The sequence below is a fragment of the Flavobacterium sharifuzzamanii genome (genome assembly GCF_003254585.1).
Classification (GTDB): domain Bacteria; phylum Bacteroidota; class Bacteroidia; order Flavobacteriales; family Flavobacteriaceae; genus Flavobacterium; species Flavobacterium sharifuzzamanii.
Window position 1 is genome coordinate 186,660 of record NZ_QJGZ01000035.1, and the last position, 25,073, is coordinate 211,732.

The following is a 25,073-nucleotide window of genomic DNA, read 5'->3' on the forward strand; positions in this document are numbered from 1 at the left end:
ACAAGACCTCATTCAAATTGAGATTATTTCGTCCTTCAAGCTTTTTTAAATCAAAATAACACAACATATGTTGAGAATATTTAAAAAAAGAGCGCGCGAAATTGGATATAAATACAGTTCATTATCAGGCTACTTTGTAAGTAAGAAACAACAGAATGAAATTATTCAATTTGAATCCGCATTAGAAAGAGATTACATATACTTGCTGGAATTCAATCCCTCAGTACTTTCATATCTAGAACAGCCTTTATCCATTTTTTATACAGACAGCAGGAATAAAAAACATAAGTATACTCCTGATTTTTTGGTCATATATTCGGATAATAATATTCAAGACACTTTAGTAGAAATAAAATATCATGAAGACTTAACATCTAATTCATTGATTTACAAAGAAAAATTCCAAGCTGCTGACAAATTTTGTAAAAAAAATAACTTAACTTTCGTGATATTGTCTGAGAGAGAAATCCGTGATTCAAATCAAGAATACCTTAATAATATAAAATTTCTCTCTGCATATAGAGATGCATTTGAAGTATTTGAAAAAAACGGACATGAAGTTGACGACAAAGGAGTGTTTTCATTATTAAATAGAATTAATGTTTTAAAAAATTGCAGTATAATTTATTTAATTGACTCTTTAACAGATAATGAATATTATAGAGCTGAATTAATTTATTGCATTTGGTACTTAATCGCTAACAGATATGTTAAATGCGATTTAAATAAAAAACTGAACTTAAGCACTATGATATGGGTCTCTTAAAACTTGAAATAGGAGAAAAAGTACTATATAATGGGAAAAATTCTATAATAGCAAAAATTGTAGATATTGATACTGTTTGTATTGAAGAAATCGAAAGAAATATATTTCATACAATTAATGTTTCAGCTTTAGAACCTCATGATAATTATGAACCTGAAAGGCAATTAGAGTCGCTTAATAACAAAGAATGGGCTATTGCATCGAAGAGACTTGAAATAATCAAACCGCTTATTAATAAAAAGACCAATCGCCTGCTTATTGACAGCGTGGCAAAAGAAAATAAAGTCAGCAGAAGCACAATATACAGATGGTTAGAAAAATATAAGAAGTATAAGACAACATCATCTCTGGCTCCAACTAAAAAGAAATGCAATAAAAGCAGGTTAGCTATTGAAGTTGATCAGATTATTTATGAAAATATTAAAAAAGTATATCTTAACAAATCAAGATACTCAATTAATAGACTAATTCGTTCTGTAGAAGAATCCTGCATCAAAAATAATCTTGCTAAACCTCATAAAAATACAATAATAAGGAGAATAAAATCTTTATCAGAAGAAGAAGTTATGCGCGGGAGATACGGCAAGAGCAAGGCTGACGAAAAATTTTCTCCTAAAACTGGTCATTTTCCTGGTGCTACCTTTCCTCTTTCTGTTGTTCAGATTGACCACAATACTGTTGACGTAATTCTTGTTGATGAAATCTACCGCCAGCCTTTAAAAAAACCAAATCTTACTATTGCAATTGATATTTACAGCAGGATGATTTTGGGATTTTACGTTTCATTCGATCCGCCTGGAGAATTTGGAACAGGAATTTGTATTTATAAATCAATAATGAAAAAAGAGGACTGGCTGCTACAATTTGAAGTGGAAGGTACATGGCCTTGCTGGGGAATAATGCAGACCATACATCTTGATAATGCCAAAGAATTTAAAGGAAAAATGCTTCAAAAAGCAGCAATAAATTATGGGTTAAAAATTGACTACAGACCTACTAAAAAACCGAGCTACGGTGGGCATGTGGAACGCGTAATAGGAACATTTTCAAAAGAAATTCATGATCTTCCTGGTACTACATTTTCAAATATTTTTGAAAAAGGCGACTACGATTCAATGAGAAAAGCAAGTATGACAATAAAGGAATTTGAAAAATGGCTTTTAGAGTTCATCATAAACATTTATCACGTTAGAGTTCACAAAACAATAGAAATGCCTCCTTTACAGAAATACAGGGAAGCTATAATGGGATCAGATACAAACAAACCAATTACAGGTATCCCTCCTGTAGTTATTAATGAAAGACGGCTTAGATTTGATTTCATGCCATATGTACTAAGAACTATTCAAGAGTATGGAGTTAGTATCAACAAAGTATTGTATTACAGTAACGTTTTAAAAAAATATATTCATGCAAGAACTGATAATAGCAAATACTCAGGAAAACAGCAGTTTCTTTTTAGAACTGATCCACGTGACATCAGTAAAATATATTTTTATGACCCCATAATAGAAGATTATTTTGAAATTCCATATAGAGATTCTTCATACCCTCCTATTTCAAAATGGGAATTAAATAGAGTAGTTAATCACCTAAAAAAAACTCAAAACAAAAATATTGATTCAGACAAGATCTTTAAAACCTATCAGAGGATGAAAGAAATTGAGGAAAATTCAAAGAAAGATACAAAATATAGGAGATTAGAAATAACAAGAATGGAAAATAAAAATGTACTACAAAAAAAATCAGACTCAATAGATTCTAAAATTATTATAAGTGAGGAAGAGGATGAATTTGATCCTAACGCTGAACCATTTAAAAATATTGATTATGAATGAATTTATAGAAAAAATATCTTCGCTCTCTGATGAGGAAAGAATCATTGCTTCATCTAAATTTAAATGGATTGGTTATACTCAATCTGACGAGATACTTCGAAAAATGGAGTTTTTAAAAAATTATCCCACCACACTCAGAATGCCAAATGTTTTGCTCGTAAGCGATTCTAACAATGGAAAAACCCGTATTTTAAATAGATTTGAAAAACTCAATAAACCATATATCAATGAAGCAACTGGTGAACTTCATATCCCTGCTTTGTATATAGAAGCCCCCATTGAACCAGATGAAAGAAGATTTTACAACACTATTCTAGAGGCTTTATTTGCGCCAATAAATGCATCTGAAAGAATTGAAATCAGGCAGTCACGGGTGATTCATCTTTTAAAGAAAACAAATGTAAAATTACTTATGATTGATGAAATACATCATGTGCTGGCAGGCACTATGAATAAACAGAGAACTTTTCAAAATATATTAAAGTCTCTGTCAAACAGAACAAAAATTTCTTTTGTTTGTGCAGGAACAAAAGCAGCTTTTAATGCAATCAACACTGACACGCAATTAATAAATAGATTTGAACCTTACATTTTAAATACATGGAAATATAATAATGAATATGCAAAGCTTTTAAAAAGTTTTGAGCAGATTTTACCTCTCAAAAAAGCATCTAATCTTACAGATGATAAACTTTCCAAACAAATACTTTTTAAAAGCGAAGGCTTACTAGGTGAAATTTCAAAAATTTTAGAACTTTCATCAATCTTAGCAATAAAATCTGGCCATGAAAAAATTGATTTAGAAATTCTAGAAAAAATTAGATTTACGGTTCCTTCAAAAAGAAATAATGAGCAATATATCTCAAAATGAATATCGATAAACTTATTTGGCCAGGCTACATTGCTCCTGAAAAGAATGAAATCTTTTCCAGCTGGTTTATAAGATTATGCTGCGAGCATAAAATTAAATCTCACAGTTTTTCAAAGTACTATTTAAATAATATCCCAATCTGGAATAGAGATATTGACCTATACTGCCCTGAATTTTTAGTACAAAAAATTAAGGAACATACGATATTATCTGATATTCAAATTAGAGATTTGTTTTTAAATTCATATCAAGATTTACTATTTAATAAAAATAAAGATAGACTTTTTACAATTAATCAACTTGGAGTAATTCATCGGAAAAGAAAACTAAACGGTTTAAGGTATTGTCCAGGATGCCTAGGTGAGGAAAAAATTTTTTTCAGAAAGAACTGGCGATTATCAACATCTTTAATCTGTACCAAATGCAAACTGATGCTTCTCGATTGCTGTCCAACATGCAGAAGTCCTATATGCTTTTATAGACTTGAAACAGGCAATAAAAGTTCTCTATTAGAATTTCCCTTAAACAAGTGTTGGAATTGCAAAACTAATCTGCACCTTGAACATTTTAAAATCCCTGCAAACAATCTACTATTAGAATATCAGACATACATAGATAATACATTAAATAACGGTTATAATGATAAAACTCAGTATTCTTTTCAATACTTCTATATGCTTATTTCACTACAAAAAAAAATAATAACAAAAAGCCATGGTTGGTCAAGAATAAAGAATGCTGCTATATCTGAATTCGGATCTATTTTCTACAACATTGATTTTGAAAGCAAAGATTTATCATTATTAACAAATTCCCTTCTTGCCTCTTATTTAATACTTCAAAAATCTCCCCTATCTTTTAGTACTTTTTGTGCTGATTATAATTTAAGATCATCTGATTTTACAAAAGATTTAGACAATATACCATTTTGGTTTATCAAAACTTTTAGAAATTCTTATTAAACAGCTTTGCTTATAAAAATACCTAGTTTCTGCTCTATATCAGAAATCTTTTCAAAAGCTTTATTATCACTAGAATAAAAATCTAGTGGATTATAATCTTGAGAATCTAAAATATCAATTTCAAAATCTTTTATAAAAGTAGATCTATCCTGTTTTATTTTAAACCACATATAAAAATTAGGATAACGAAGATAATTATAGATAATTTTATGCAAAAATACTTTCATGGTCAGAGGAGTAATTCTTGAGTATCCTCTTATGCTTGAGACAACTCCAATGTGCTCTCTTAAAAAATCAATCAAATAAAAGTAAAAATCTTTATACTTTATTTCAATAACCCAAACATTAAATTCTAATTCATTGACAAAAATAATTGTTTGCTTTCTTTTAAAAATTACATCGTCAATAGCAATAAAATTAATTTTCTGAAATCTTATATCATTAATTAAAGATTCGTATATTAAATTCATATAATTAGAATTCAAAGCAATTCCTCTACTATTGTTTTGATATAAATTATGGTGAATCTCTATTAATTCATCGTCGCTCATCTGAGTTTCTATGTATAATCCAAAAGAAGAGGGAAGATTTTTTAAGCAAAAATCTGATGGAAAATAAATGCCATTGTAATCTTTTACATATTGCAATTTTTTATACCCTTCATTTAGTTTACGACGCTCTCTTTTAGTTCTTTCACGAAAATTCTTTATTGCATTTTCCCAATACTTAACCTTATTATATTTGGGAACCAGCATTACTTTATCAACCTTAAATAAATCATCATCTTTTATAATTATATTTTTAACAGCATAAGAAAAAAAATATTTTTTGTTGTTAATTGTGATCATTTTTCCTTTTAATTCGAAATCAACCATATTTGAAAATGGCATTATCGTATTTAAATAAATCAATTTATCAGTTTCTTCCATTCTATTCTGAATGAGCCCCAATAATATATTATTAGAAATCAAGTCCAACGATTTCATCCCTAATGAATCTTTCAGAAAAAAAAATGGAACAATCGATCTGACTTCATTATTTAATATTTTGGAATTGTCATATTCAACATATCCAATTTTTTTATTGTCCTTTTCAAGTTCATGAAAAGAAATAAAATATAATAAATCATTCGATACAATGAGTTCAGTTATTATTTCTGATTTAAAATAAAGGTAACTACAAACTGACAGAATAGGAATGATTACCTTAATCCAGTCTTTTTTAATTTTTACATTTGCTACAAAATAGCAAATTTCATTAGTCAATCTCAAAGATGGAAGGGGGTAGAATATATTATCCACCAGTTCCTTAATATTTGCTTTTTCTTTAATTAAACTGTAATTCTCACTTAAAGTAATAACATCACTGTTATAATTATCGCCTTCTGGAAAATGTATTAATCTCCCATATTCGTCAAATACACAACCTATCGAAAAAAAGCATACTAAACTAAATTTCAAACTTATAATTACTCGTTTGCTATTCTGAAATTCATGAAAGTTATCATCTGGAGAGTTTTTATTTATAAAATGAAAGTCTGCATATTTTACTTCATCTCTAATATATATCCCATCAATCCAATATAGAAACCAAAACGATTTTTCTATAAAATTTTCCCTCAGTTGAAAAATATTGGGAATTTCATCTTTAATTTTCATATGTCATCTCTATATTTACCAAAATCAGACTTTAAACTAAATTACTACAAAACAACACACTAACACCTTACTAATTAATTATTAAATACAAACTATATGATATTTTGAGCTGAAATCATCAAATTTATAACGAAGAGACAAATTGGATGGCGAAAAAGAACGGAGTGATATACGTGTATAACCTTTAAAAAACTCCATAATAAAATAAGGCATTTGGAGTTTTTTTATATAATAGTATTTTTAAATCTTTACTAATTTTTAACTATTCCCTTTAGTTAAAGTAAATTCTTCGATTGTCTTATAACCTAGATGTGAATGTCTTCTCTTTTTATTGTACCAATTTTCAATGTATTCGTAAACTTCGACTCTCATCTGTTCCCTCGCAAGGAGTTTATTTCCGTTAATTAATTCTCTCTTAAAATTACCGAAGAAACTTTCAGCAACAGCATTGTCGTTATGATTTTGACGACGACTCATACTGCGCCTAACACAATTATAAGAATCTAAAGTTTTAGTGAAAATTTTATTAGCATATTGAACACCCCTATCAGAGTGGAAAATTAAATCCTTACTAATAGCTCTATTTTTTACAGCCATTTCCCAAGCAGGTAAAGTTGTTTCTTTTGTATTCATGCTGTCGGTTAAACTCCATCCTATAATTTTCCTATCAAATAAATCCAAAACAATTGTAAGATATAAAAATCCCTTTGCTGTTGCTATATAGGTAATATCTGAAACCCATGCTTTAGAAGGCTCATTAACTGTAAATTCTCTATTTAAAATATTCGGCGCAACATAGTGATTGTGAATTGAATCAGTTGTTATCCTAAATCTTGTTTTAGCTCTTTTACGCAAACCTAGCATTCTCATATAAACTTTTACCTGACCTTCGCCGACTTTAAATCCTCGTCTTCGAAGTTCTTTTGTAATTTTGAGATATCCGTATGTTTTCTTAAACTCATAATATACAGACAAAACTTCTTCTTTCAGTAAAATTATTCGAGCTTGCTTTTCTGATATTTCTTGTTTCTTTCTTCGATAATATGCGCTCGAAGACATTTTCAATAATGCACACATTTTACAAATAGGATATTTAGATGAATTATTTTCAATAAATCGTTTAGTCATTATTTTGCCTTGAGCAACATACTCACTTGCATTCTTTAAAATCTCAAGTGTAATTTCTGAATCTTTAATTTTTTTGTTGAGCTCAACAATTATAACATCTTTTGAAGCCAATTTTAGGTAGTCATATTTTTTTCTCCAACTACTCAAAGATTCTCTACTTATCCCAAGTTCTTTAGCGAGACTTTTAATTTCCCCACGTTCATAACTTAACCTTACTGCTTTCTCCTTAAAACTTTGCTCATATATTTTCATTGGAAGAAGTTTTGTAATTTATAACATCATGAATTTTAATGGAGATTTTAATATATTCAGATATTTTTTCTTCCATCTGTTTTTTAGTCAAAAGCATGTTTAAATCAGCTAGTTCAGATTTAAGGGAAGTAAAAAAGATTCTAGGCACAGCATTATCTAAATGATTCCCTGCCCTGCTCATACTTCTCTTAATATCCTTATATGAATTTAATTTACGAGTGAATATCTTATTAGCATATTGAAATGATCTATTAGAATGAAATAACAGACCCTTCTTTATTTTACGATTACGAACAGCCATTTCCCATGCTGGCATAGAAGTTTCCTTTATTGTCACTCCTTCGCTTAAATTCCATCCAATAATTTTCTCGTCAAACAAATCAATAATAATTGTTAGAAACAAAAGTCCTTCCGATACTTCTAAGCTTGTTATACCCGACACCCATACACACGAAGGTTGGTAAGTTTTAAACTGCCTGTCTAGAACATTAGGAAAAATACAAGGATTATTGGGAATAAACCGTGTACTAGATTTTACCTTATTTCTGATACTGTGCTTACTGATAAGCCCCAGTTTTTTCATGTAAAAAGAAACTTGCCCCTTTTTTAATTGAATTCCTCGGCTTTGTAGTTCTACAGCGATTCTTTCATTCCCGTACATCCCTTTGTACTCATAAAAGATGGAAGTAATTACTTCTTCTAAAAAAGCTTTACGACATTTGCTTGGGGAAATTATTTTATTTTTCCATTTATGATATGTGCCAGTTCTTATATGTAAAACTTCACACATACTCCAAAGAGAATATTTATCTAAATTATTTTCAATAAAATGAAAAATGCTTGGTTTACCCTCAGAAATATATTTGCTAGCACTCTTAAAAATTTCAATATGAAGTTCTATTTTTTTTAGCTTTCTTTTAAGTGCGATTTTGAGTTCTGCAAGCCTTTTTCGTTCAGGATTTCTATTAGCAAAACTTTCTACTCCATATTTCCGAAATTCAGCTTGCCATCTATAGATATTTGTTGTCGCTATACCCAGTTCTTTTGCTACTTTAAAACGATTTGTTTTAAGTGCCAATTTGACCGCATTTAATTTGAAATCACGGTCATAAATTTTATGCTTCTCCATTTCCTAAAGTTTAGGTTCCATTACGTGAATTTAAGAAATATAACAATGCACATTGATAATAAGACACTTCATTAATTGCCTATTGTATTGAAAATTTAAATTTATTATAAAACATTATTTCATTTTTAGATTACAGTTTAAATTTGATATTATATCTGTATATTTATCCAACAGACTTATTAAGTTAAGAACATATCAAATACACCTATCCTAAAATTGATATATTTTCACAAATGAAAGCACGTTATATAAGAGTTTCGACATTAAACCAAAATATCGAAAGACAATTGGCAAAACAGCATCCCGATGAAATACTTTATATAGATAAAATAAGTGGAGCAGTGCCATTTCATCAGAGACCTCAGGGAATAAATATGATAGAAGATATTAGTACTGCAAAAATTTCATATTTATCAATTTCTAGCATCGATCGGTTGGGCCGTAATACTTTAGATGTTCTACAGACAATAGAAATACTCCACAAGAATCTAATCTGTCTTAAAGTAGATAATTTAGGATTGGAAAGCATGACTTCTGGAAAAGAAAACCCTACATTTAAACTAATAGTTAGTGTATTAGCAAATATCAGTGAAATGGAGAGAGATACAATGCTAGAAAGGCAAAAAGAAGGAATTGCGATTGCAAAAGCAAAAGGCCTGTATAAAGGAAGGGAGAGAAATACAGTTGAAACCCCTGATAAGTTTCTAGATAAATACCCGAATGTTATTGCCTATTTAAAAAAGAAAAACACCCATTCTTTAAAAGATATCGCTAAATTGTCAGATTGTTCAATAAATACAGTATTAAAAGTAAAAAGATATTTAACTGATTCAGCAGCTGAAAAATATTAATTATTTAATGTTTGCAGGATTATCGATAAATTTATACTGAACATTCTCGGTAGAAACAAGAATAGAAAAAAGAAAATATATTTCTGGATTTTACATATAAATTTAAAATCTTACTCTCTTTTTTACAAAATTTAGCATTGCCTTCAAAAATTAAAAACTCAAATTAAAAATTTATATATTGCACTTATTTAACGGAATATTATATTCAATTAATTTAATATTTTTAAAGCTGCTCCCAAGCAATATTTTAAAAAAGATGAAGAATAATATTTCAATTTTTAAAACAGTATTTATAGAATTTAAGCATTATAGTAGATATCTTTGTTTTAAACATTTTAGATTAAATGTCCAAATTTATAATTGTTGTTATTTTTTAAAAATTGATTTTTAATAATAAAGAAATATGGCAGAAATACCATTTACCGTATCTGCAAGAACTGCCCGTCTGATAGGTCGAGAAAACGTTGCCAATGCTGAGGGTGCTCTTATTGAATTAGTCAAAAATTGCTATGATGCAGATTCAAAAAATTCAATCATACTTATTGATAAAAAAAATGACACTTTACTTCTTATAGATACTGGTGAAGGTATGAACAGTCAGATTATCAGTGAACAATGGATGACTATCGGTACTGATGATAAATTATACAACGCAGTAACTGCTTCTGGAAGAATCAAATCAGGAGCAAAAGGCATTGGAAGATTTGCATTAGACCGATTAGGAGAAAAATGCACAATGCTGACATTTCCCAAATCCGATTTTAACCATGGATACGTTTGGAATGTAGACTGGAATAGATTTGAACAGAAAGATGATGAAGGACGAAATGTTAAGATCAACGAAGTCTTTGCAAATATAGACGATATAGTAGACACAGGCTATTTCTCGGAACTAAAAAAGAATATTGATAATGACAAGGTAATTGAGATTCTCGAAGAGATAAATACTGAAACAAAAATAGATTACGGAACAGCTTTAATTATTAAAGGTCTTCGTGATAACTGGAGTGACAATAACATATCTAAAGTTTTTCAGACTTTAGAATTGCTTAACCCTCCTGAAGGTTTGAACAAAATTAAAATTTGGCTACTAAGCACAGAAGAGCCGAAAAAATATGGTCTTGTAGAAAATGATGAATTTCAAGATTATGATTATAAACTGGTTGCCACATATAAAAAGAATGATACGTTTAAAGTTGACTTCGATATTCATAGAAATGAATTTGATTTTAACCTAATTCCAAAAGAATTATTTAACTATAGTGACATGCAGGAGTTTCCCTTTGATATGGAAACTTTTAAAAATGAAAAATTTAACTTAACCAGGACTTTTCCCGAATTGATAAAAGGTCTGGTTGAAAATAGTCTTCTTTTAAAAAATATAGGAGACTTTGAATTTACCTTTTATTTTTTAAAAAATACTTTAAGCTCAAAAGATAGGGAAAAGTTTTATCAGAAAGAATTTTTAGGAAATCGAGGTAAATGGATTGAAAAATTTGGAGGAATCAAATTGTATAGAGATGATTTTAGAATCAGACCTTACGGAGAATTAAACACACAGTCTTATGACTGGCTCTTACTTGGAGAAAGATATGGACAAAATCCTGCTGCTTTTTCTAGAAAGGGAAGCAGAGTAAGACCTAATCAGGTAGCTGGTGTAGTAAAATTTTCCAGACTTGATAATCCATATTTAGAAGATAAATCCAATCGTGAAGGAATTCAGGAAAGCGATACTTTTGAATTTTTTAAAAACCTTCTTAAAGCTATTATTAAAGTTTTAGAAGATGATAGGAGTACTGTCGGCTTTAATCTAGACAAGCTCTTTTCTGATTTAAATCAGGAAGAAGAAAACATAGAAGAAACTGCCGACATTGCCAATGAAGAAAATGATGAAAATGAATCTCCCGAGGAAACGAAGGAAAAAAATAAAAAATTAAAAAGAGGAGTTCAGGCGCGAGATAAAAAACTTTCTGAAAAAGAAAATGAACTGGCCACATCACGTGCAATGGCTTCTGCGGGCATTATGATTGCAAGCTTTTCTCACGAATTTCATGGCATAAAAAATAATCTCACTTCAAGAGTATTTCTTTTTAAAAAGAGATTAAATGATGTTGTAAGTGAAGAAGATCTGCAAAACAGTTCGCAGGGTATTAAGCTATCCAATGAGCTGGACAAACTTTACAGACAGGATCAGAAATTGAAGCAATGGATTGACTTTGCAATTGGATTGACTAAGAGAGACCGTCGTAAAAACAAAAAAATAAATATAGTTGAATATTTTTCAAATTTCAAACAAATTTGGGATGTTAATCTGTTTACAGAAAGAAACATTACATTTTCATATTCGTTTACAGAAAGTCCAGAATCTTATACAACGAATATTTCTGAGCTAGATCTAGACACTGTATTTGATAACTTAATAACTAACTCAATTGAAGCATTTCAACGAAACGGTGTTAATGGGGAGAGAAAAATAGATGTTAACTTAACTATTGAAAATAATAAAGACATTAGGATAAAATATTCTGATAGCGGACCAGGAATTATTTCCTCTTATTCTAAAATTAATGACATCTTTAAACCTTTTGAAACATCAAAAGTTGATGATTTAGGAAATCCAGTAGGAACTGGTTTAGGTATGTGGCTTGTAAAATCTGCTGTAGACAGTAATAAAGGAAAAGTTTTATTATCAAAACCTCAAAGTGGATTTGAAATTGATTTTTGGTTTAAAAAAATAAAATAATTATGAAATATACGTTAGGTATCCTGGACGAAGAAACTGATCAGATAGAACTGATCGAAGCCTGTTTTCAAGATGATTTTAATATTGTAAAAATTGATTCTATCGATTCCATTGATGATCTTCTTGATATTATTAAATCTGAAAAAATTGACGTTTTGTCCATAGATTACAAACTTAAAGACCATAATAGCGGGTTCATATTTAATGGCGATTACTTCTTTAGTGAACTACTTGATAAATTTGGAGATTTTCCCGCATTTGTACTAACAAATGATGTAGAAAATGCGAAAAAAGAAAGCAAAAAAATAAATCCAAGATTTATTGTCGATAAGGCTGAAATCCATTCATTTATAAATCCTGCAAATGAAAAAGCCAAGAATAGTTTTATTGAGGAATTAAAATTAGAAATTCAAGTTCATAAGAATAAAATAGATAGTGACATTGCTGAATTAAAAGAGCTTGAGCTTATATTAGAACAGGGAAAGACACTTGATGACAAAGAAAACAGATATATAGAGCTTAACAATAAACTTTCAAGATCAATATCTGGGTATGACAGTCTGCCCCATACATATTTTAGTCAGGCCACAAACGATAGACTTGATATTCTAATAAAACAAACAGAAGAAATACTAAATAAATTAGGATAATTATGTATACTTTTATTGACGTTACACCTGCTCATCGCGCCGATGCTCCTGTCTATGCTAAATATACTCAATATAAAAAAATACTTAAAGAGGACTTTAAAAGAAGATGCGCATATTGTCATGATCTTGATAATTATCGAATAAGGAGTTTTGCAATTGATCACTTTGTTCCTCGGAAGCCCATAAATTTTGTTACGACCATACCTCCCAATAAATATGAAAACTTGATTTACAGTTGTTCATATTGTAATAGAGCAAAGTGGAATAAGTGGCCAACTGACAAAGAAGATGAAGAAAATAATGGCAGTATTGGTTTTATAAAACCTACCAATACTGCTTATAAAGATCTTTTCTTCAGAAATCCAAATGGCAGAATTATTCCTGTTGCCAATAATATTCTGGCAGTTCATATAAAAGATGAGTTACTGCTCTGGCATCCTATTCATTCTTTAATGTGGAGGATTGAGAAGTTAATGAAACTTGAAGAGAAGGTTCGATCTAAATTACAAGCAATAAATAACGATGAACTTAATGCGATTCATCATCGAATTACAACTGAAATAACAGATATCGCAAGGATGATTTTCCATACAAATGATTAATAAAAAAGAAACAGGTTCATATTACACCCCTATTAATTTAGCAAAATTTATTGCTGATTATTGTTTATGCCAAATAAACAAAAAGAATATATCCATATTAGAACCAAGTGTAGGCGATGGAAATTTTATAGAAGCGATAAATGATGTAAAAGATTTAGAGAATTTTAAAAAAATTGAATTGACTGTAGTAGAAAGAGAAAATGCAGAACTACAGAAAGCTATAAAAAAAAATAACAATAAAAAAATAACATTAAAAAGCTATAATTCTGACTACTTGAATTTCCATTTTCAGAATGATAAAAAATATACTTTAATATTAGGGAATCCGCCATATGTGAAAAGGAATCTTCTTTCAGAAGAACAGATTGAATTATCTCAAAAAATCCATTCAGAGCAAAATCTTTCTCTTAAAACAATTAATAATGTATGGACTCCCTTTCTGGTAAGTGCTATTTCAAAACTTGATAAAAAAGGGGTCTTAGCATTTGTTCTACCGCTAGAACTACTTCAAGTTAAATTTACTGAAGAAATCAGGGAATTGCTAAAAAAATCTTTTCAAAGACTTGAAATCTTTATGTTCGAGGAACTACAGTTTCAGGAATGTAAAGGTCAAGATACTGTTTTATTAATAGGTTATAAAAAACATATACAAAACGGAACATTTTACACAACCATTAAAACAATCGAAGATCTTCACAGCAGAAGTTTTAGTTTATACACAAACATCAGCGTTTCAGAATCAGGCAAAAAATGGACAAATCATTTTATTACCCCTGAGGAATATTCATTTTTGGAAAACATAAAGAAAGAATTGAAGCTTGTTTCACACTATGTGGATAATAAACCAGGAATTGTTACTGCTGCAAATGACTTTTTCATAGTTGATAAAGAAACTATTCAAAAATATAACCTTGAAAGATTTTCTAAACCGATTCTTCAGAAAGGTTTTTTTGTAAATGGTTCTGTTACATTTACATCTCAAGATCATGAAAGATTAATTTTAGCAGGTAAGCCTGCTTATTTATTGGATTTCAAGGATTTGGAAACTGATAGTATTCCAGCAGATATTGAAGAGTATTTAACAATAGGAAAAGAAAGAGAGCTTCATGATCGCTTTAAATGCAAACAGCGCAACTTTTGGTATAAAATTCCTAATATTAATAAACAAGCGGCAGCATTTTTTTTTAAACGTTCGCATGAATATCCTAAAATCTTAAAAAATGAAGCAGAAGTTTTTGTTACCGACAGTGCTTACATGATAGAAGCAAAAGATACCTGCAACTTAAATGATTTTATTTATTCATTTTATAATTCTCTTACACTGGCTTTTGCTGAATTAGAAGGTAGGTATTATGGAGGAGGAGTTTTAGAATTAACGCCAAATGAATTCAGGTCGCTTCCTATTCCCATGATTAAAGTTTCTGATTTTGAATCTTATGCTGCAGATTTTAAAAATAAATCAAATATTGAAGATCTTTTATCAAAATATAATTTTGAAATTCTAAATCGCTCTCTGAATTTAAATTCTCATGAAATAGATAGGATCGAGCAAATACGAAAAAAACTGGTTAATAAAAGACATCGAAAATAATGTGATAAATAATACGAAAGAAATTCCCAAAAGATTAGCTCCCAGATTTCAAACATTACGACTTCTTCTTGCCAAGTCAGGAAATCAGTGTGCGTTTGAAAATTGTTTTGAAGTTATCTTTAATAATGCCAACGAATTAGTAGGTCAATGTTGCCACATTGAAGCTGCTCTTCCTGGTGGTGAACGCTTTAATTCCAATCAGAACAATGAAGAGAGGAGATCTTTTGAAAATTTATTATTTCTATGCCATAAGCATCATTTAGAAAGTAATGATGTGAACATTTATACAGTATCAGCATTAAAGAGAATAAAAGACAATCATCATAGTAAATTCTCTGAAAAAGAATTCATTGTGAATCCAAACCATATGGATTCTCTGATAGAAAAATTTAATGACATTACTGCTAATTTAATTGAAACTTTAGATTCTGTAAAAAGGATAGAAACAAAACAAGATGAATTATTAAGCAAAATTAATTCTACAAAAAAACAACAGGATTTTGCAGATATTACCGACCTGAACGGAGCTCCAGCAGTTCATAACTTTATTACTAGAAAAAATGAAATAGATAAGGCAGAAAGAAATTTCACTAATTATCAGACTATTATTTTTCAAGGAGTTTCCGGTATTGGAAAATCAAGTCTTGCATCCTATTTTACTGGAAATTTAAAAAAATATAAAGTATTATGGATCAGTTGCGATACAATCACAGACAAAGATTTTTTTTTATTTACGCTTTCAAACTTTTTAATACAAAATTTCAATGACTCGTCATTGGAGAAATGCTTATCTGAAAATGATGAAAGAGCTTTAGAATATAGCTTAATAAATATTCTAGAAAATCATTCCATCTGTATTGTTTTTGATGCCTTAAATAAAGACAGCCACTGTCTTTTCACTTTCGCAAAACTATTTAATGAAAAATTAACCTGCACCAAAATAATTATTACCACAACTCAGAATTTTAATATTTTAAACTGGCGAAATGCTCCAATTAAAATTGCTGTTGGGGGTTTTAGCAGGACTGAATTGAATGAACTCGCTGCACTCTACAATATCCCTAAATTAAATCCTAATGATTTTGAATTATTATATGTTCTTATCGGCGGCCACCCGTACCTATTAAAGCTTGTAGCATCAATAATTCAGTATTACCCAATAAAAGAACTACTTAATGATCTAAAAGACAGGAGTCTTAATGATATTGAAGAATACATAAAAGATTCGTTAATTTCTGAAATCACCGATGATGAAAACAAGCTACTTTTTTACATTTCAGTTTTAGATATACCATTTAGATATGAGCTTGGGAAACACATACCAAACATTAACTTTATAGCTGCAGTCAAATCACTTCATCAAAAATTTATACTAGAAAAAAACACAGAAGACTTTTATGCAATTCCAGAGTATATAAAACTTTATTTAACAAAAAAATATGAGGCTTTAACAAGTGATGCAGATTTACTGATATTAATTGACTATTTAAAGAATATTGGACAGAAGAGAATAATTGAAAAAATAACCTACATCAATCTGCTTTTGAAAGCAGATCTAGAAAATACTGCAAAAAACGAATCGGGCGAATTCATAACATCCTTAGTAAAGTATGGGCATTTTAATCTAGTCATTAAATTTGGTACTAATCTCTTACAGCACTCCATTTCTAAAAATTGGGATTTTATTTATTTTATTCTAGGCCGAATGTACAGACTTAAACGTGAGTATCGGAAATCATTAGCAATGCATGATAAGGGAATAGCCCTTGCAAAAAATCCCCTGTTCTATAACAGCTTACTTTTTGAGAAAGCCAATATGCTTTACTATTTATCTCTTGAAGAAAAAAGTGAACATTTGAAGTCACAGGCAGTAGATATCTACAATAAGCTTATCAACTCAGATGATCTGGAAATATCTATTCAAAGTACATTAGCTTTAGCCAGATTAGTACTAAACAAAGATAAAGCTAAAAAGGTCATTAAAAACATAACAAAAATCCTACACAAAACTGATATCGAGAAGATACAGCCCCATATTGCTGCACAGATATATCATTGTCTTGGAGATGCTTATAGTACAGATGAAAACTATAACTCAGCCATTCAATATTTTGATAAAAGTGCTGAATATTATAGAACTGTCATAAATTTTAACGGTCTACATGCTTTAGATGGACTCTACCATCTTTACATCAGCTATGCCACAGCATATTCGTCCGCAGGTGATTACAATTCTGCATGCGGAATACTTGAATTAAATGTCAATCTCTCTAGAGATTTCAATTTGGAAAAAAAACTTGAACAATCTCTTTTAGATTTCGGATTTCATCTGGCTTTAGACGGAAAACTAGATAAAGCTATTAAAATCCTACAGCAATGTTATAGTTTAATGGACGAAAGTGCTTTGGAACTAACAAAACTGCGTATTTTATATGGCACACTTTTGTTTTCGTATTGGTATTCAAATCAGTCTCTTCTCGCAGTTGAACTTTTAGGTCTCTATATAAATGTTTGCATTTATACAGAAACTCCCCCTACCGTAGCCGTAGTCGAGAAAAATGACACTGCACTTGATTTAATTCAATCATTAAAAAAAGGTTTTATATTTTTAATTATACCTGAAAATAAAAATATAAATGATTTTGAAAACTGGATCTCAGAGGTAAGCTTAAAAGCTCCACATGTAGCAGATTCTTTACAATCTTTTTCACGTTTAAAATAATTTCAACTTATATTCTTATTAAGTTTTTCCTTAGCTTTATATAAATTATAAGTACTCTGAAGCGCTAAAAAATGTTTAGCGCTACCACCAAAAACTTTTTCAAGTTTTAAAGCCATATTAGGTGTAATGCATGTCTTTCCATTAATTATATTGGACATATTTGAACGAGATGTATCTAGAAGTTCAGCAATTTTACTAACAGTTAATTTCCTCCCTTCAACTAGTTCCATCCGCAAAATTTCTCCTGGATGTATATTTCGCATAACTTTTTCCATAAATATATGCACTTAAAACATTAGAATAGTTACTATGATAAAAATACAAAATTATTTATTAAACGCCATATATATAATAAACTGAAATATTCTCAAATTGAATGAGTTATTCCCATCTTAAACAATATATTCTCAAGTTGAGTGAGATCTGACAGCGTTTAACGCTTTCTTGTCCGCGTACGTCTGAAAAATCATGCTCAGGGAAATCGAGAGTTTTATAAAATTCAGCTCTTGTATCGATAACTATAGGTTGTAGCGTTCCTTTACCAGCGAAAAAATCAATGATTTCTTTTAAATTTTCAACGCCATAAACATCCAAACCTGCTACAATTGCTGCTTCCTTCACGTTTTGAATCGGGAGAAAAAATCCTTTATAACCTTCTTCTTTGGCTTTTATAGCAATTGGCAATGCTCCACGAATAGGCTGTAAACTTCCATCGAGGGAAAGTTCGCCCATAATAATATATCGTTCAATTTCTGGAGCTTTGATCTGATCTGAACCGACTAGAATTCCCATAGCCAATGTCAAATCGTATGAAGAACCTTCTTTTCGAAGGTCGGCTGGCGCCATATTAACTGTAATTTTCTTTCCCGGAAAAGTAAATCCGTTATTCTTTAAAGCAGCCGCAATTCTAAAACTGCTTTCTTTTATAGCATTATCTGGAAGTCCAACCAAATGATAACCAATTCCTTTATCCATATGAACCTCAACTGTAATCGTTGTGGCTTCCACTCCAAATACGGCACTTCCGTAAACTTTTACTAACATAATTATTCTTTCATTAATAGTATTTAAAACTAATGAAAAAATAATTAATTGTAAATATTTTATTACAAAATAATTTAATCCTAAAAAGGTAGCTGGATTTGATTTTTAATCTCTTCTACTATCCCACTCAAATCCAAACTATTCTCATGTGACCAAAGTTTACTTTCAATTTCATTGTTCAGAATACAATTTTGACATTCGATTATTTCATGAGAATATCCTTTTCCTAAAGCTGGTAAGGTAAAAGTGGCTTCTTTTTCTTCATTTATATATAAAGAATAACCATTGGCAATAAACCATGGAGCATTTAATTCTATTCTACCTTTTGTTCCTGAAATAATAGCTTTCATATCAGATTCAGAAACTATTGAAGCATTCAAAACTGATTGAGCGGTTTCATATTGCAAAATCATCGAAGTCTGCAGATCAATATCGTTTTTATGCCTGATCGCTTTTGCAGTAATTTCTTTTGGTTTTCCTAAAAGTATATAAGACAGAAATAAAGGGTAAACGCCAATATCAAACAAAGCTCCGCCACCCAATTCTTTATCAAAAAGTCTTTTATTTTCTGTTTCACTTCCGTGAAAGGCAAAATCGGCTTTTATGTAATTTACATCTCCAATTATTCCGTTGCCAATTTTCTGAAGAACATCTTGAACTGAAGGGATAAATCTTGTCCAAAAAGCTTCCATAAAGAATACATTATGTTTTTTAGACGCTTCTATCATTCTTTGTGCATCTTGATAAGATAAAGACATTGGCTTTTCACAAAGCACATGTTTACCTTTTTCTAATGCTTTTATAGACAATTCGGCATGCGAATTATGAGGAGTTGCAATATAGATGATTTCAACTTCTGAATCTTCAAAAAGCAAATCATAAGAATTGTACATTCTTAAAGCATTAAATTTCCCTCCAAATTCCTCAGCTTTAGCAAAATCTCTTGAAGCAACTGCTGTCAGCTCAGCGTTTTCAACCAATAATAAATCTGACGCAAATTGGCTTGCAATATTTCCCAATCCTACTATTCCCCATTTAATTCTTCTATTTCCCATTCTTATATTATAATCATCAAAATTGTTAAAAAGATTAAAAAATATCCTTTACAGCATGTATAGAGCATTTTTTAAACAACAAATATCTATTATCCTACAAAAAATAGCAATCAATTACCCCAAAAATTATCAAAAATGGCAGTAAGTGAAAAAAAAATGTTGTCAAATTGTAAATTTTAAGTTTGTTTTAAGAATTTCATGCAAAATCATAGGGTGTAAATTTTAAATTTAACAAAAATAAAGCACATAACCCTATTTTTTTAGGGGGCATTAAATGATTTTATACTTTTATAAAAAATTTAAAACTAAATAACTATGCGAAAAATTATTTTAAGTGTGATTCTTATCACGATTTTGGTCCTAACCTTTATTTCGAACTTTATCATTGCAGACAACCCAATTCCTGCAGAAGCTGTAAAGTTTGATACAGGAGATACTGCTTGGATGATCGTTGCAACTGCTTTTGTATTGTTAATGACACCTGGATTAGGATTCTTCTACGGAGGTATGGTAGGTAAGAAGAACGTAATTAGTACTATGCTTCAAAGTTTTATGGCAATGGTAATTGTTACAATTTTATGGGTTGTTGTTGCTTTTGGATTGGCTTTTGGTCCCACAATTGGAGGAATCATCGGAAATCCATCTTCGAATTTATTCTTTGAAGGTGTTGGAACTAGCACTGCTTGGAGCCTTGCCCCAACGATTCCTTTTATGTTATTCGCATTATTTCAAGCAAAATTCGCCATCATTACACCTGCTTTAATTACTGGTGCTTTTGCAGAACGTATTCGTTTCTGGGCTTATTTATTATTCATGGTTTTATTCATAATCCTTATATATGCTCCATTATGCCACATGACTTGGCATCCTGATGGATATTTCTTCAAAATGGGAGTTCTTGATTTTGCTGGAGGAACTGTAGTTCACATGAGCGCTGGATGGGCGGCATTGGCTGGAGCCATCTTCTTAGGAAAAAGAAAAGTTCAAAAAGTTAATCCTGCAAGAATTACTTATGTATTATTAGGAACTGGTTTACTTTGGTTCGGATGGTTTGGTTTCAATGCTGGATCTGCATTAGGAGCAAATGGTCTTGCTACTCAAGCTTTAGGAACAACTACTGTTGCTGCTGCAGCTGCTGCAATGGCTTGGGTTTTCCTTGATAAAATCTTAGGACATAAATTATCTGCTCTTGGAGCTTGTATCGGAGCTGTTGTAGGTCTTGTTGCTATTACGCCTGCTGCTGGTTTCGTAAGTATTCCTCACGCAATCTTTATTGGTTTATTCTCTGCAATTGTAAGTAACATTGTAGTGAGCAAATTCCCTAAAGGAAAAATCGATGATGCTCTTGATGTATTTGCTTGTCATGGTGTTGGTGGTATGGTAGGTATGCTTTTAACTGGTGTTTTCGCTTCAAAAGCTATCAATCCAGCCGTTGGAGATAATCAAGGTTTAATCTTCGGAACTCCAACTTTATTCATCAACCAATTAACTGCTCTTGTTGTGGTTTCAATCTTTGCTTTTGTTGCTTCTTATGCATTGTTTTTCATCGTAAACAAAATTACTCCGCTGAGAGTTACAGAAGAAAAAGAAGAATTAGGATTAGACATCTCTCAACACGGAGAATTCTTATAAGAACAAATTCCCTTTCTCACATTACTTGATAATTAAAAAAGCACTCTAAATTTGACTTAGAGTGCTTTTTGCTTTTTGAATTAAATCCCTTTTATATTTTAGATTTTAGAATGTAGATTTTAGATTTCTGAATATCCTCTTGCTTCTATTATCTTTTCTCTTAATTACTTAAAATTCGAAATTCCTTCTTTTAGCCATTGCAAATATTCTTCTGTACTCACGTAACTAATTGTTGGTTTTGTGCTGTTCAAATTATTCCCTTCTAAATCTGTAATTACATACAAAGGTTGTGTATTGGTTTTATATTTAGAAATCATAAAATCTGTCCATTTATCTCCAACCGTAATAATTTTATCTCCTGCTTCAGTTGTAAATTGTTCTTCTTTAGGCAATTCACGTTTATCATCAACATAAAGCGAAATCAAAACCACATCATTTTTAAGAATTGGCAAAACTGAAGGATCAGACCAAACATTGTTTTCCATTTTTCTGCAGTTCACGCAAGCATAACCAGTAAAATCAAGCATAATTGGCTTATTGATTTCTTTTGCATAGGCTAAACCATCTTCATAATCATGGAAAACCATAATTCCGTGTGGCCCCAATTCTGCTCCTTCCGGCATACCTTTTATAGATTCTGCAGAAACCGCTCCGTTTCCTGAACCCCCTACTCCAAACGGACTTTCACTATACTGTGGAGGTGGTGGAAATGCACTGATTAATTTTAAAGGCGCTCCCCAAAGCCCTGGAATTAGATACATTGTAAACACAAATGTCAATAATCCTAAATACAATCTTCCTACAGAAATATGATTGGTCGGACTATCGTGAGGCAATGTAATTTTTCCGAATAAATATAAAGTCAAAGCACCAAAAATAGCAATCCAAATAGCGATAAATACTTCTCTTTCTAAGAAATGCAATTGTAAAACTAAATCGGCATTTGATAAAAATTTGAAAGCCAAAGCCAGCTCTAAAAACCCTAAAACTACTTTTACAGTATTTAGCCATCCTCCAGATTTTGGCAGAGAGTTTAACCATCCTGGGAACATTGCAAATAACATAAACGGAAGTGCTAATGCCATAGAAAATCCTAACATTCCAACAATTGGAGCAATTCCTCCATTTGAAGCCGCTTCAACCAATAAGGTTCCAACAATTGGTCCTGTACAAGAGAATGACACAATTGCCAAGGCTAAAGCCATGAACAATATTCCGATTAAACCACCTTTATCTGCTTGCTGATCTGCCTTATTTGCCCATGAATTTGGAAGCATAATTTCGAAAGCTCCCAAAAATGAAGTAGCAAAAATGACCAAAATCACAAAGAAAATCAGGTTAAACCAAACATCGGTTGATAATGCGTTTAGAGCATCTGCACCAAATATTTTAGTTACAATAAGACCTAAAATAACATAAATGGCAATGATCGAAAATCCATAAATAATCGCATTTCTAATTCCTTTTGCACGGCTTTTACTTTGTTTTGTAAAGAAACTTACCGTCATCGGGATCATTGGAAAAACACAAGGCGTTAACAATGCCGCAAATCCTGATAAAAAAGCAATAAAAAAGATTGACCATAAACTTCTCGAAGGCGCTGGTGCAGGAATTTCTTCTTTAGCAGTTTCAGCTGTTTTTTCTACTTTTGGCTGCGTAGCTTCTTCTTTTTTAACGGTATCAACAGCCAAACCAACAACTTTTGTTTCGTCTAATTTAGCTTCTGCGACAACTGGAACTTCGTCCATTTTAAAAGTCGAAGGCACAGCAATTGAGAATTTTTTGCTCGAATTGATGCAAACTTCTTTACAAACCTGAAAATCAAAATCTACATCAACCGTTTTTAAATTTGGGTTAATGATTTTTATCTCTTGTTCAATATGCGCTTTACCCTCAAAGAAAGTTTCATCTACACCGAAAACATCGTTGAAAGCGGTTCTAGTTTTACCTTCTTTTGCTTTTCCAACTAACTCGTAATTTCCTTTTTGGTTTTTAAACGAAATTTCCAAAGCAAGCGGTCCGCCATCTGGTGTAAACTGAGAGTACATATGCCAGTCTTTTTCGATTGTTCCATCAAAAATTAGAATAACCTTGTCTCCTTTTTTCTCCATTTTAGAAGTCCATTTTACCGGTTCTAATATTTGAGCGTTACTTGCTAATGCAAAAAAGAAAAAGAGCAAAAAAGCAGTTATTTTATTCCAGATACTTTTCGAAATTATCGACTGATGGGCTTGAGTAAAGTTCATTATTGCAATTCTATTTTTAGTATTTTATTTGTGGCTTTTTCTATTTTAAAACGTTCGTCCTGTCTCATTCCGACAACCCAGACTATTTGATCGTCTGAGCATAAAATCCAAGTTTTCTCCTTTTCTATCAAGGATAGCTTTTCATCTTTAAAAAGTTTGCTTACTTTTTTCGATTTTCCATGCATTCCAAACGGCTGAAAAACATCTCCTTCTTTCCATTTACGTAATATCAAAGGGTAACGGATTTTATCGGAATCGACAAATATAACTTTATTTGAGCCGAATGTTGTGTGACCTACGTTACAAAGACTCATTTTTAAGGGAAAATTAACTTCTGTATCGCTTTCGCCGATTTCATATTCGTCTTTTTCTGATGTTTCAAAAAACGGACTTAAAATGAGTGTTTCTCTATTCTTCAACAATCTAAACTCCTCTGAAAGAACTTGTTTTCCAGATTGGCTTTCTATTAAATCATAAATATCATTCCAAGCAGAAAAACCAAATTCTTTCAGCCATTGATACAAATACGATTTATAATTTGGAAGTTTTTTAAGCTGATTTAAATCAAAATGAATATCATCACCTTCTTCTTTTGCTACTTGCTGATAAACGATAATCGATGCATCTTCAACCATTTCTTTTGATTCTTGAAGAAAAGATTGCGTTTTCTGAAAAGCATCCAAAAAATTCGGATTGATTTCTTTTAAAACCGGAACTAAATTATGACGAATTTTATTTCTGAGATATTTTGTCGAGGCATTACTGCTATCTTCTCTCCATTCTATGTTATTTTCCTCTGCGTATTTCAAGATTTCTTCTCTTGAAAAGGGCAACAACGGACGAATAATTTTATCGTTTTGTTCTGGAATTCCAGTTAAGCCTTCTAAACCTGTTCCGCGCGTTAAGTTGATGATAAAAGTTTCTAGATTATCATCGGCGTGATGTGCAGTCAGAATATAATCGAAAGCTTCTTCTTCTAATAATTCATAAAACCAGCTATAACGCAGTTCCCTTGCTGCAACTTGCGTAGAAAGTTTGTAGTCTTTAGCGAAAGCTTCTGTATCAAAATGAGTTGTAAAAATCGGGATATTATTCTGATCGCAATAGTTCTGAATAAATTCCTGATCTCCAAAACTTTCTAATCCGCGAAGTTGAAAATTACAATGTAAAACGGCAATTTCATAAGACAATTGATTCATTAAATGCAACAAAACCATACTGTCAAGTCCGCCACTTACAGCCAGAAAAAGCTTTTTTTCGGCTAAAAAGGGAAATCTTGAAACGATATGATTTTGAAATTTTGAAAACATCTGATAAAAGTAAAAAATTAAAT

The 25,073-nt window shown here is 30.7% G+C and carries 18 protein-coding genes and 1 pseudogene; 11 read left to right on the forward strand and 8 right to left on the reverse strand.

Annotated elements, in window-relative coordinates:
* Positions 1-67: 67 nt before the first annotated feature.
* The 4 genes from DMA14_RS05975 to DMA14_RS05990 are packed head-to-tail and all read left to right on the forward strand — an operon-like array spanning position 68 to position 4,437.
* Complete coding sequence (locus DMA14_RS05975; RefSeq protein WP_111423868.1) at positions 68-766, forward strand: TnsA endonuclease N-terminal domain-containing protein; 699 nt, start codon at positions 68-70, stop codon at positions 764-766.
* Positions 754-2,604, forward strand: a complete 1,851-nt coding sequence (locus DMA14_RS05980) for a Mu transposase C-terminal domain-containing protein (RefSeq protein ID WP_111423869.1) — start codon at positions 754-756, stop codon at positions 2,602-2,604. The genes DMA14_RS05975 and DMA14_RS05980 overlap by 13 nt, the downstream gene beginning before the upstream one ends.
* Positions 2,597-3,475: a TniB family NTP-binding protein gene (locus DMA14_RS05985; RefSeq protein WP_157957675.1), complete on the forward strand. Its 879-nt coding sequence runs from the start codon at positions 2,597-2,599 to the stop codon at positions 3,473-3,475. Before DMA14_RS05980 ends, DMA14_RS05985 begins: the two co-directional genes overlap by 8 nt.
* On the forward strand, positions 3,472-4,437 hold the full coding sequence (locus DMA14_RS05990; protein ID WP_111423871.1) for a TniQ family protein: 966 nt from the start codon (positions 3,472-3,474) through the stop codon (positions 4,435-4,437). Before DMA14_RS05985 ends, DMA14_RS05990 begins: the two co-directional genes overlap by 4 nt.
* Here the strand turns inward: DMA14_RS05990 and DMA14_RS05995 are convergent.
* The 3 genes from DMA14_RS05995 to DMA14_RS06005 all read right to left on the reverse strand — a co-directional run bounded on the left by DMA14_RS05995 (position 4,434) and on the right by DMA14_RS06005 (position 8,604).
* Complete coding sequence (locus DMA14_RS05995) at positions 4,434-6,095, reverse strand: hypothetical protein (protein ID WP_111423872.1); 1,662 nt, start codon at positions 6,093-6,095, stop codon at positions 4,434-4,436. The genes DMA14_RS05990 and DMA14_RS05995 overlap by 4 nt on opposite strands.
* A 258-nt stretch (positions 6,096-6,353) precedes the next feature.
* Positions 6,354-7,475 carry an IS3 family transposase gene (locus tag DMA14_RS06000; protein WP_111423873.1) on the reverse strand — a complete coding sequence of 374 codons (1,122 nt, stop codon included), beginning with the start codon at positions 7,473-7,475 and terminating at the stop codon, positions 6,354-6,356.
* A complete protein-coding gene (locus tag DMA14_RS06005; RefSeq protein WP_111423874.1) occupies positions 7,462-8,604 on the reverse strand; it encodes an IS3 family transposase in 1,143 nt (380 codons plus the stop codon). Before DMA14_RS06005 ends, DMA14_RS06000 begins: the two co-directional genes overlap by 14 nt.
* 233 nt (positions 8,605-8,837) lie before the next feature.
* On the opposite strand from DMA14_RS06005, the gene DMA14_RS06010 reads away from it, so the two are divergent.
* The 6 genes from DMA14_RS06010 (at position 8,838) to DMA14_RS06035 (ending at position 17,763) form a co-directional block, all read left to right on the forward strand.
* On the forward strand, positions 8,838-9,455 hold the full coding sequence (locus DMA14_RS06010) for a recombinase family protein (RefSeq protein ID WP_111423875.1): 618 nt from the start codon (positions 8,838-8,840) through the stop codon (positions 9,453-9,455).
* Positions 9,456-9,858: 403 nt separating this feature from the next.
* Entirely contained in the window at positions 9,859-12,198 is a 2,340-nt protein-coding gene (locus tag DMA14_RS06015; protein WP_111423876.1) for an ATP-binding protein, read from the forward strand.
* A 2-nt stretch (positions 12,199-12,200) separates the two neighbouring features.
* On the forward strand, positions 12,201-12,848 hold the full coding sequence (locus tag DMA14_RS06020; protein WP_111423877.1) for a hypothetical protein: 648 nt from the start codon (positions 12,201-12,203) through the stop codon (positions 12,846-12,848).
* Between the two features lie 2 nt (positions 12,849-12,850).
* Positions 12,851-13,450, forward strand: coding sequence for an HNH endonuclease (locus tag DMA14_RS06025; protein ID WP_111423878.1), 600 nt, complete (start codon positions 12,851-12,853; stop codon positions 13,448-13,450).
* On the forward strand, positions 13,443-15,041 hold the full coding sequence (locus DMA14_RS06030) for an Eco57I restriction-modification methylase domain-containing protein (RefSeq protein WP_111423879.1): 1,599 nt from the start codon (positions 13,443-13,445) through the stop codon (positions 15,039-15,041). Before DMA14_RS06025 ends, DMA14_RS06030 begins: the two co-directional genes overlap by 8 nt.
* A gap of 1 nt (position 15,042) precedes the next feature.
* Positions 15,043-17,763: a tetratricopeptide repeat protein gene (locus DMA14_RS06035; protein ID WP_111423880.1), complete on the forward strand. Its 2,721-nt coding sequence runs from the start codon at positions 15,043-15,045 to the stop codon at positions 17,761-17,763.
* 2 nt (positions 17,764-17,765) lie between these two features.
* On the opposite strand, the gene DMA14_RS06040 is transcribed toward DMA14_RS06035, so the two are convergent.
* From DMA14_RS06040 to DMA14_RS06050, 3 genes and pseudogenes are all read right to left on the reverse strand, one after another.
* Complete coding sequence (locus DMA14_RS06040; protein WP_111423881.1) at positions 17,766-18,038, reverse strand: HigA family addiction module antitoxin; 273 nt, start codon at positions 18,036-18,038, stop codon at positions 17,766-17,768.
* A 151-nt stretch (positions 18,039-18,189) separates the two neighbouring features.
* Positions 18,190-18,807 (reverse strand): annotated as a pseudogene (locus tag DMA14_RS06045) (magnesium chelatase domain-containing protein); the annotation flags it as partial.
* 80 nt (positions 18,808-18,887) lie between these two features.
* A complete protein-coding gene (locus DMA14_RS06050) occupies positions 18,888-19,862 on the reverse strand; it encodes a Gfo/Idh/MocA family protein (RefSeq protein WP_111423882.1) in 975 nt (324 codons plus the stop codon).
* 315 nt (positions 19,863-20,177) lie between these two features.
* Here DMA14_RS06050 and DMA14_RS06055 point away from each other — a divergent pair, with 315 nt between their 5' ends.
* Positions 20,178-21,494 (forward strand): ammonium transporter, encoded by a 1,317-nt coding sequence (locus tag DMA14_RS06055; protein ID WP_111377790.1) that lies wholly within the window; start codon positions 20,178-20,180, stop codon positions 21,492-21,494.
* Between the two features lie 164 nt (positions 21,495-21,658).
* On the opposite strand, the gene DMA14_RS06060 is transcribed toward DMA14_RS06055, so the two are convergent.
* Complete coding sequence (locus DMA14_RS06060; protein WP_111423883.1) at positions 21,659-23,740, reverse strand: protein-disulfide reductase DsbD family protein; 2,082 nt, start codon at positions 23,738-23,740, stop codon at positions 21,659-21,661.
* Positions 23,740-25,050 carry a tRNA lysidine(34) synthetase TilS gene (gene tilS, locus DMA14_RS06065; protein WP_111423884.1) on the reverse strand — a complete coding sequence of 437 codons (1,311 nt, stop codon included), beginning with the start codon at positions 25,048-25,050 and terminating at the stop codon, positions 23,740-23,742. Before tilS ends, DMA14_RS06060 begins: the two co-directional genes overlap by 1 nt.
* Positions 25,051-25,073 lie beyond the last annotated feature (23 nt).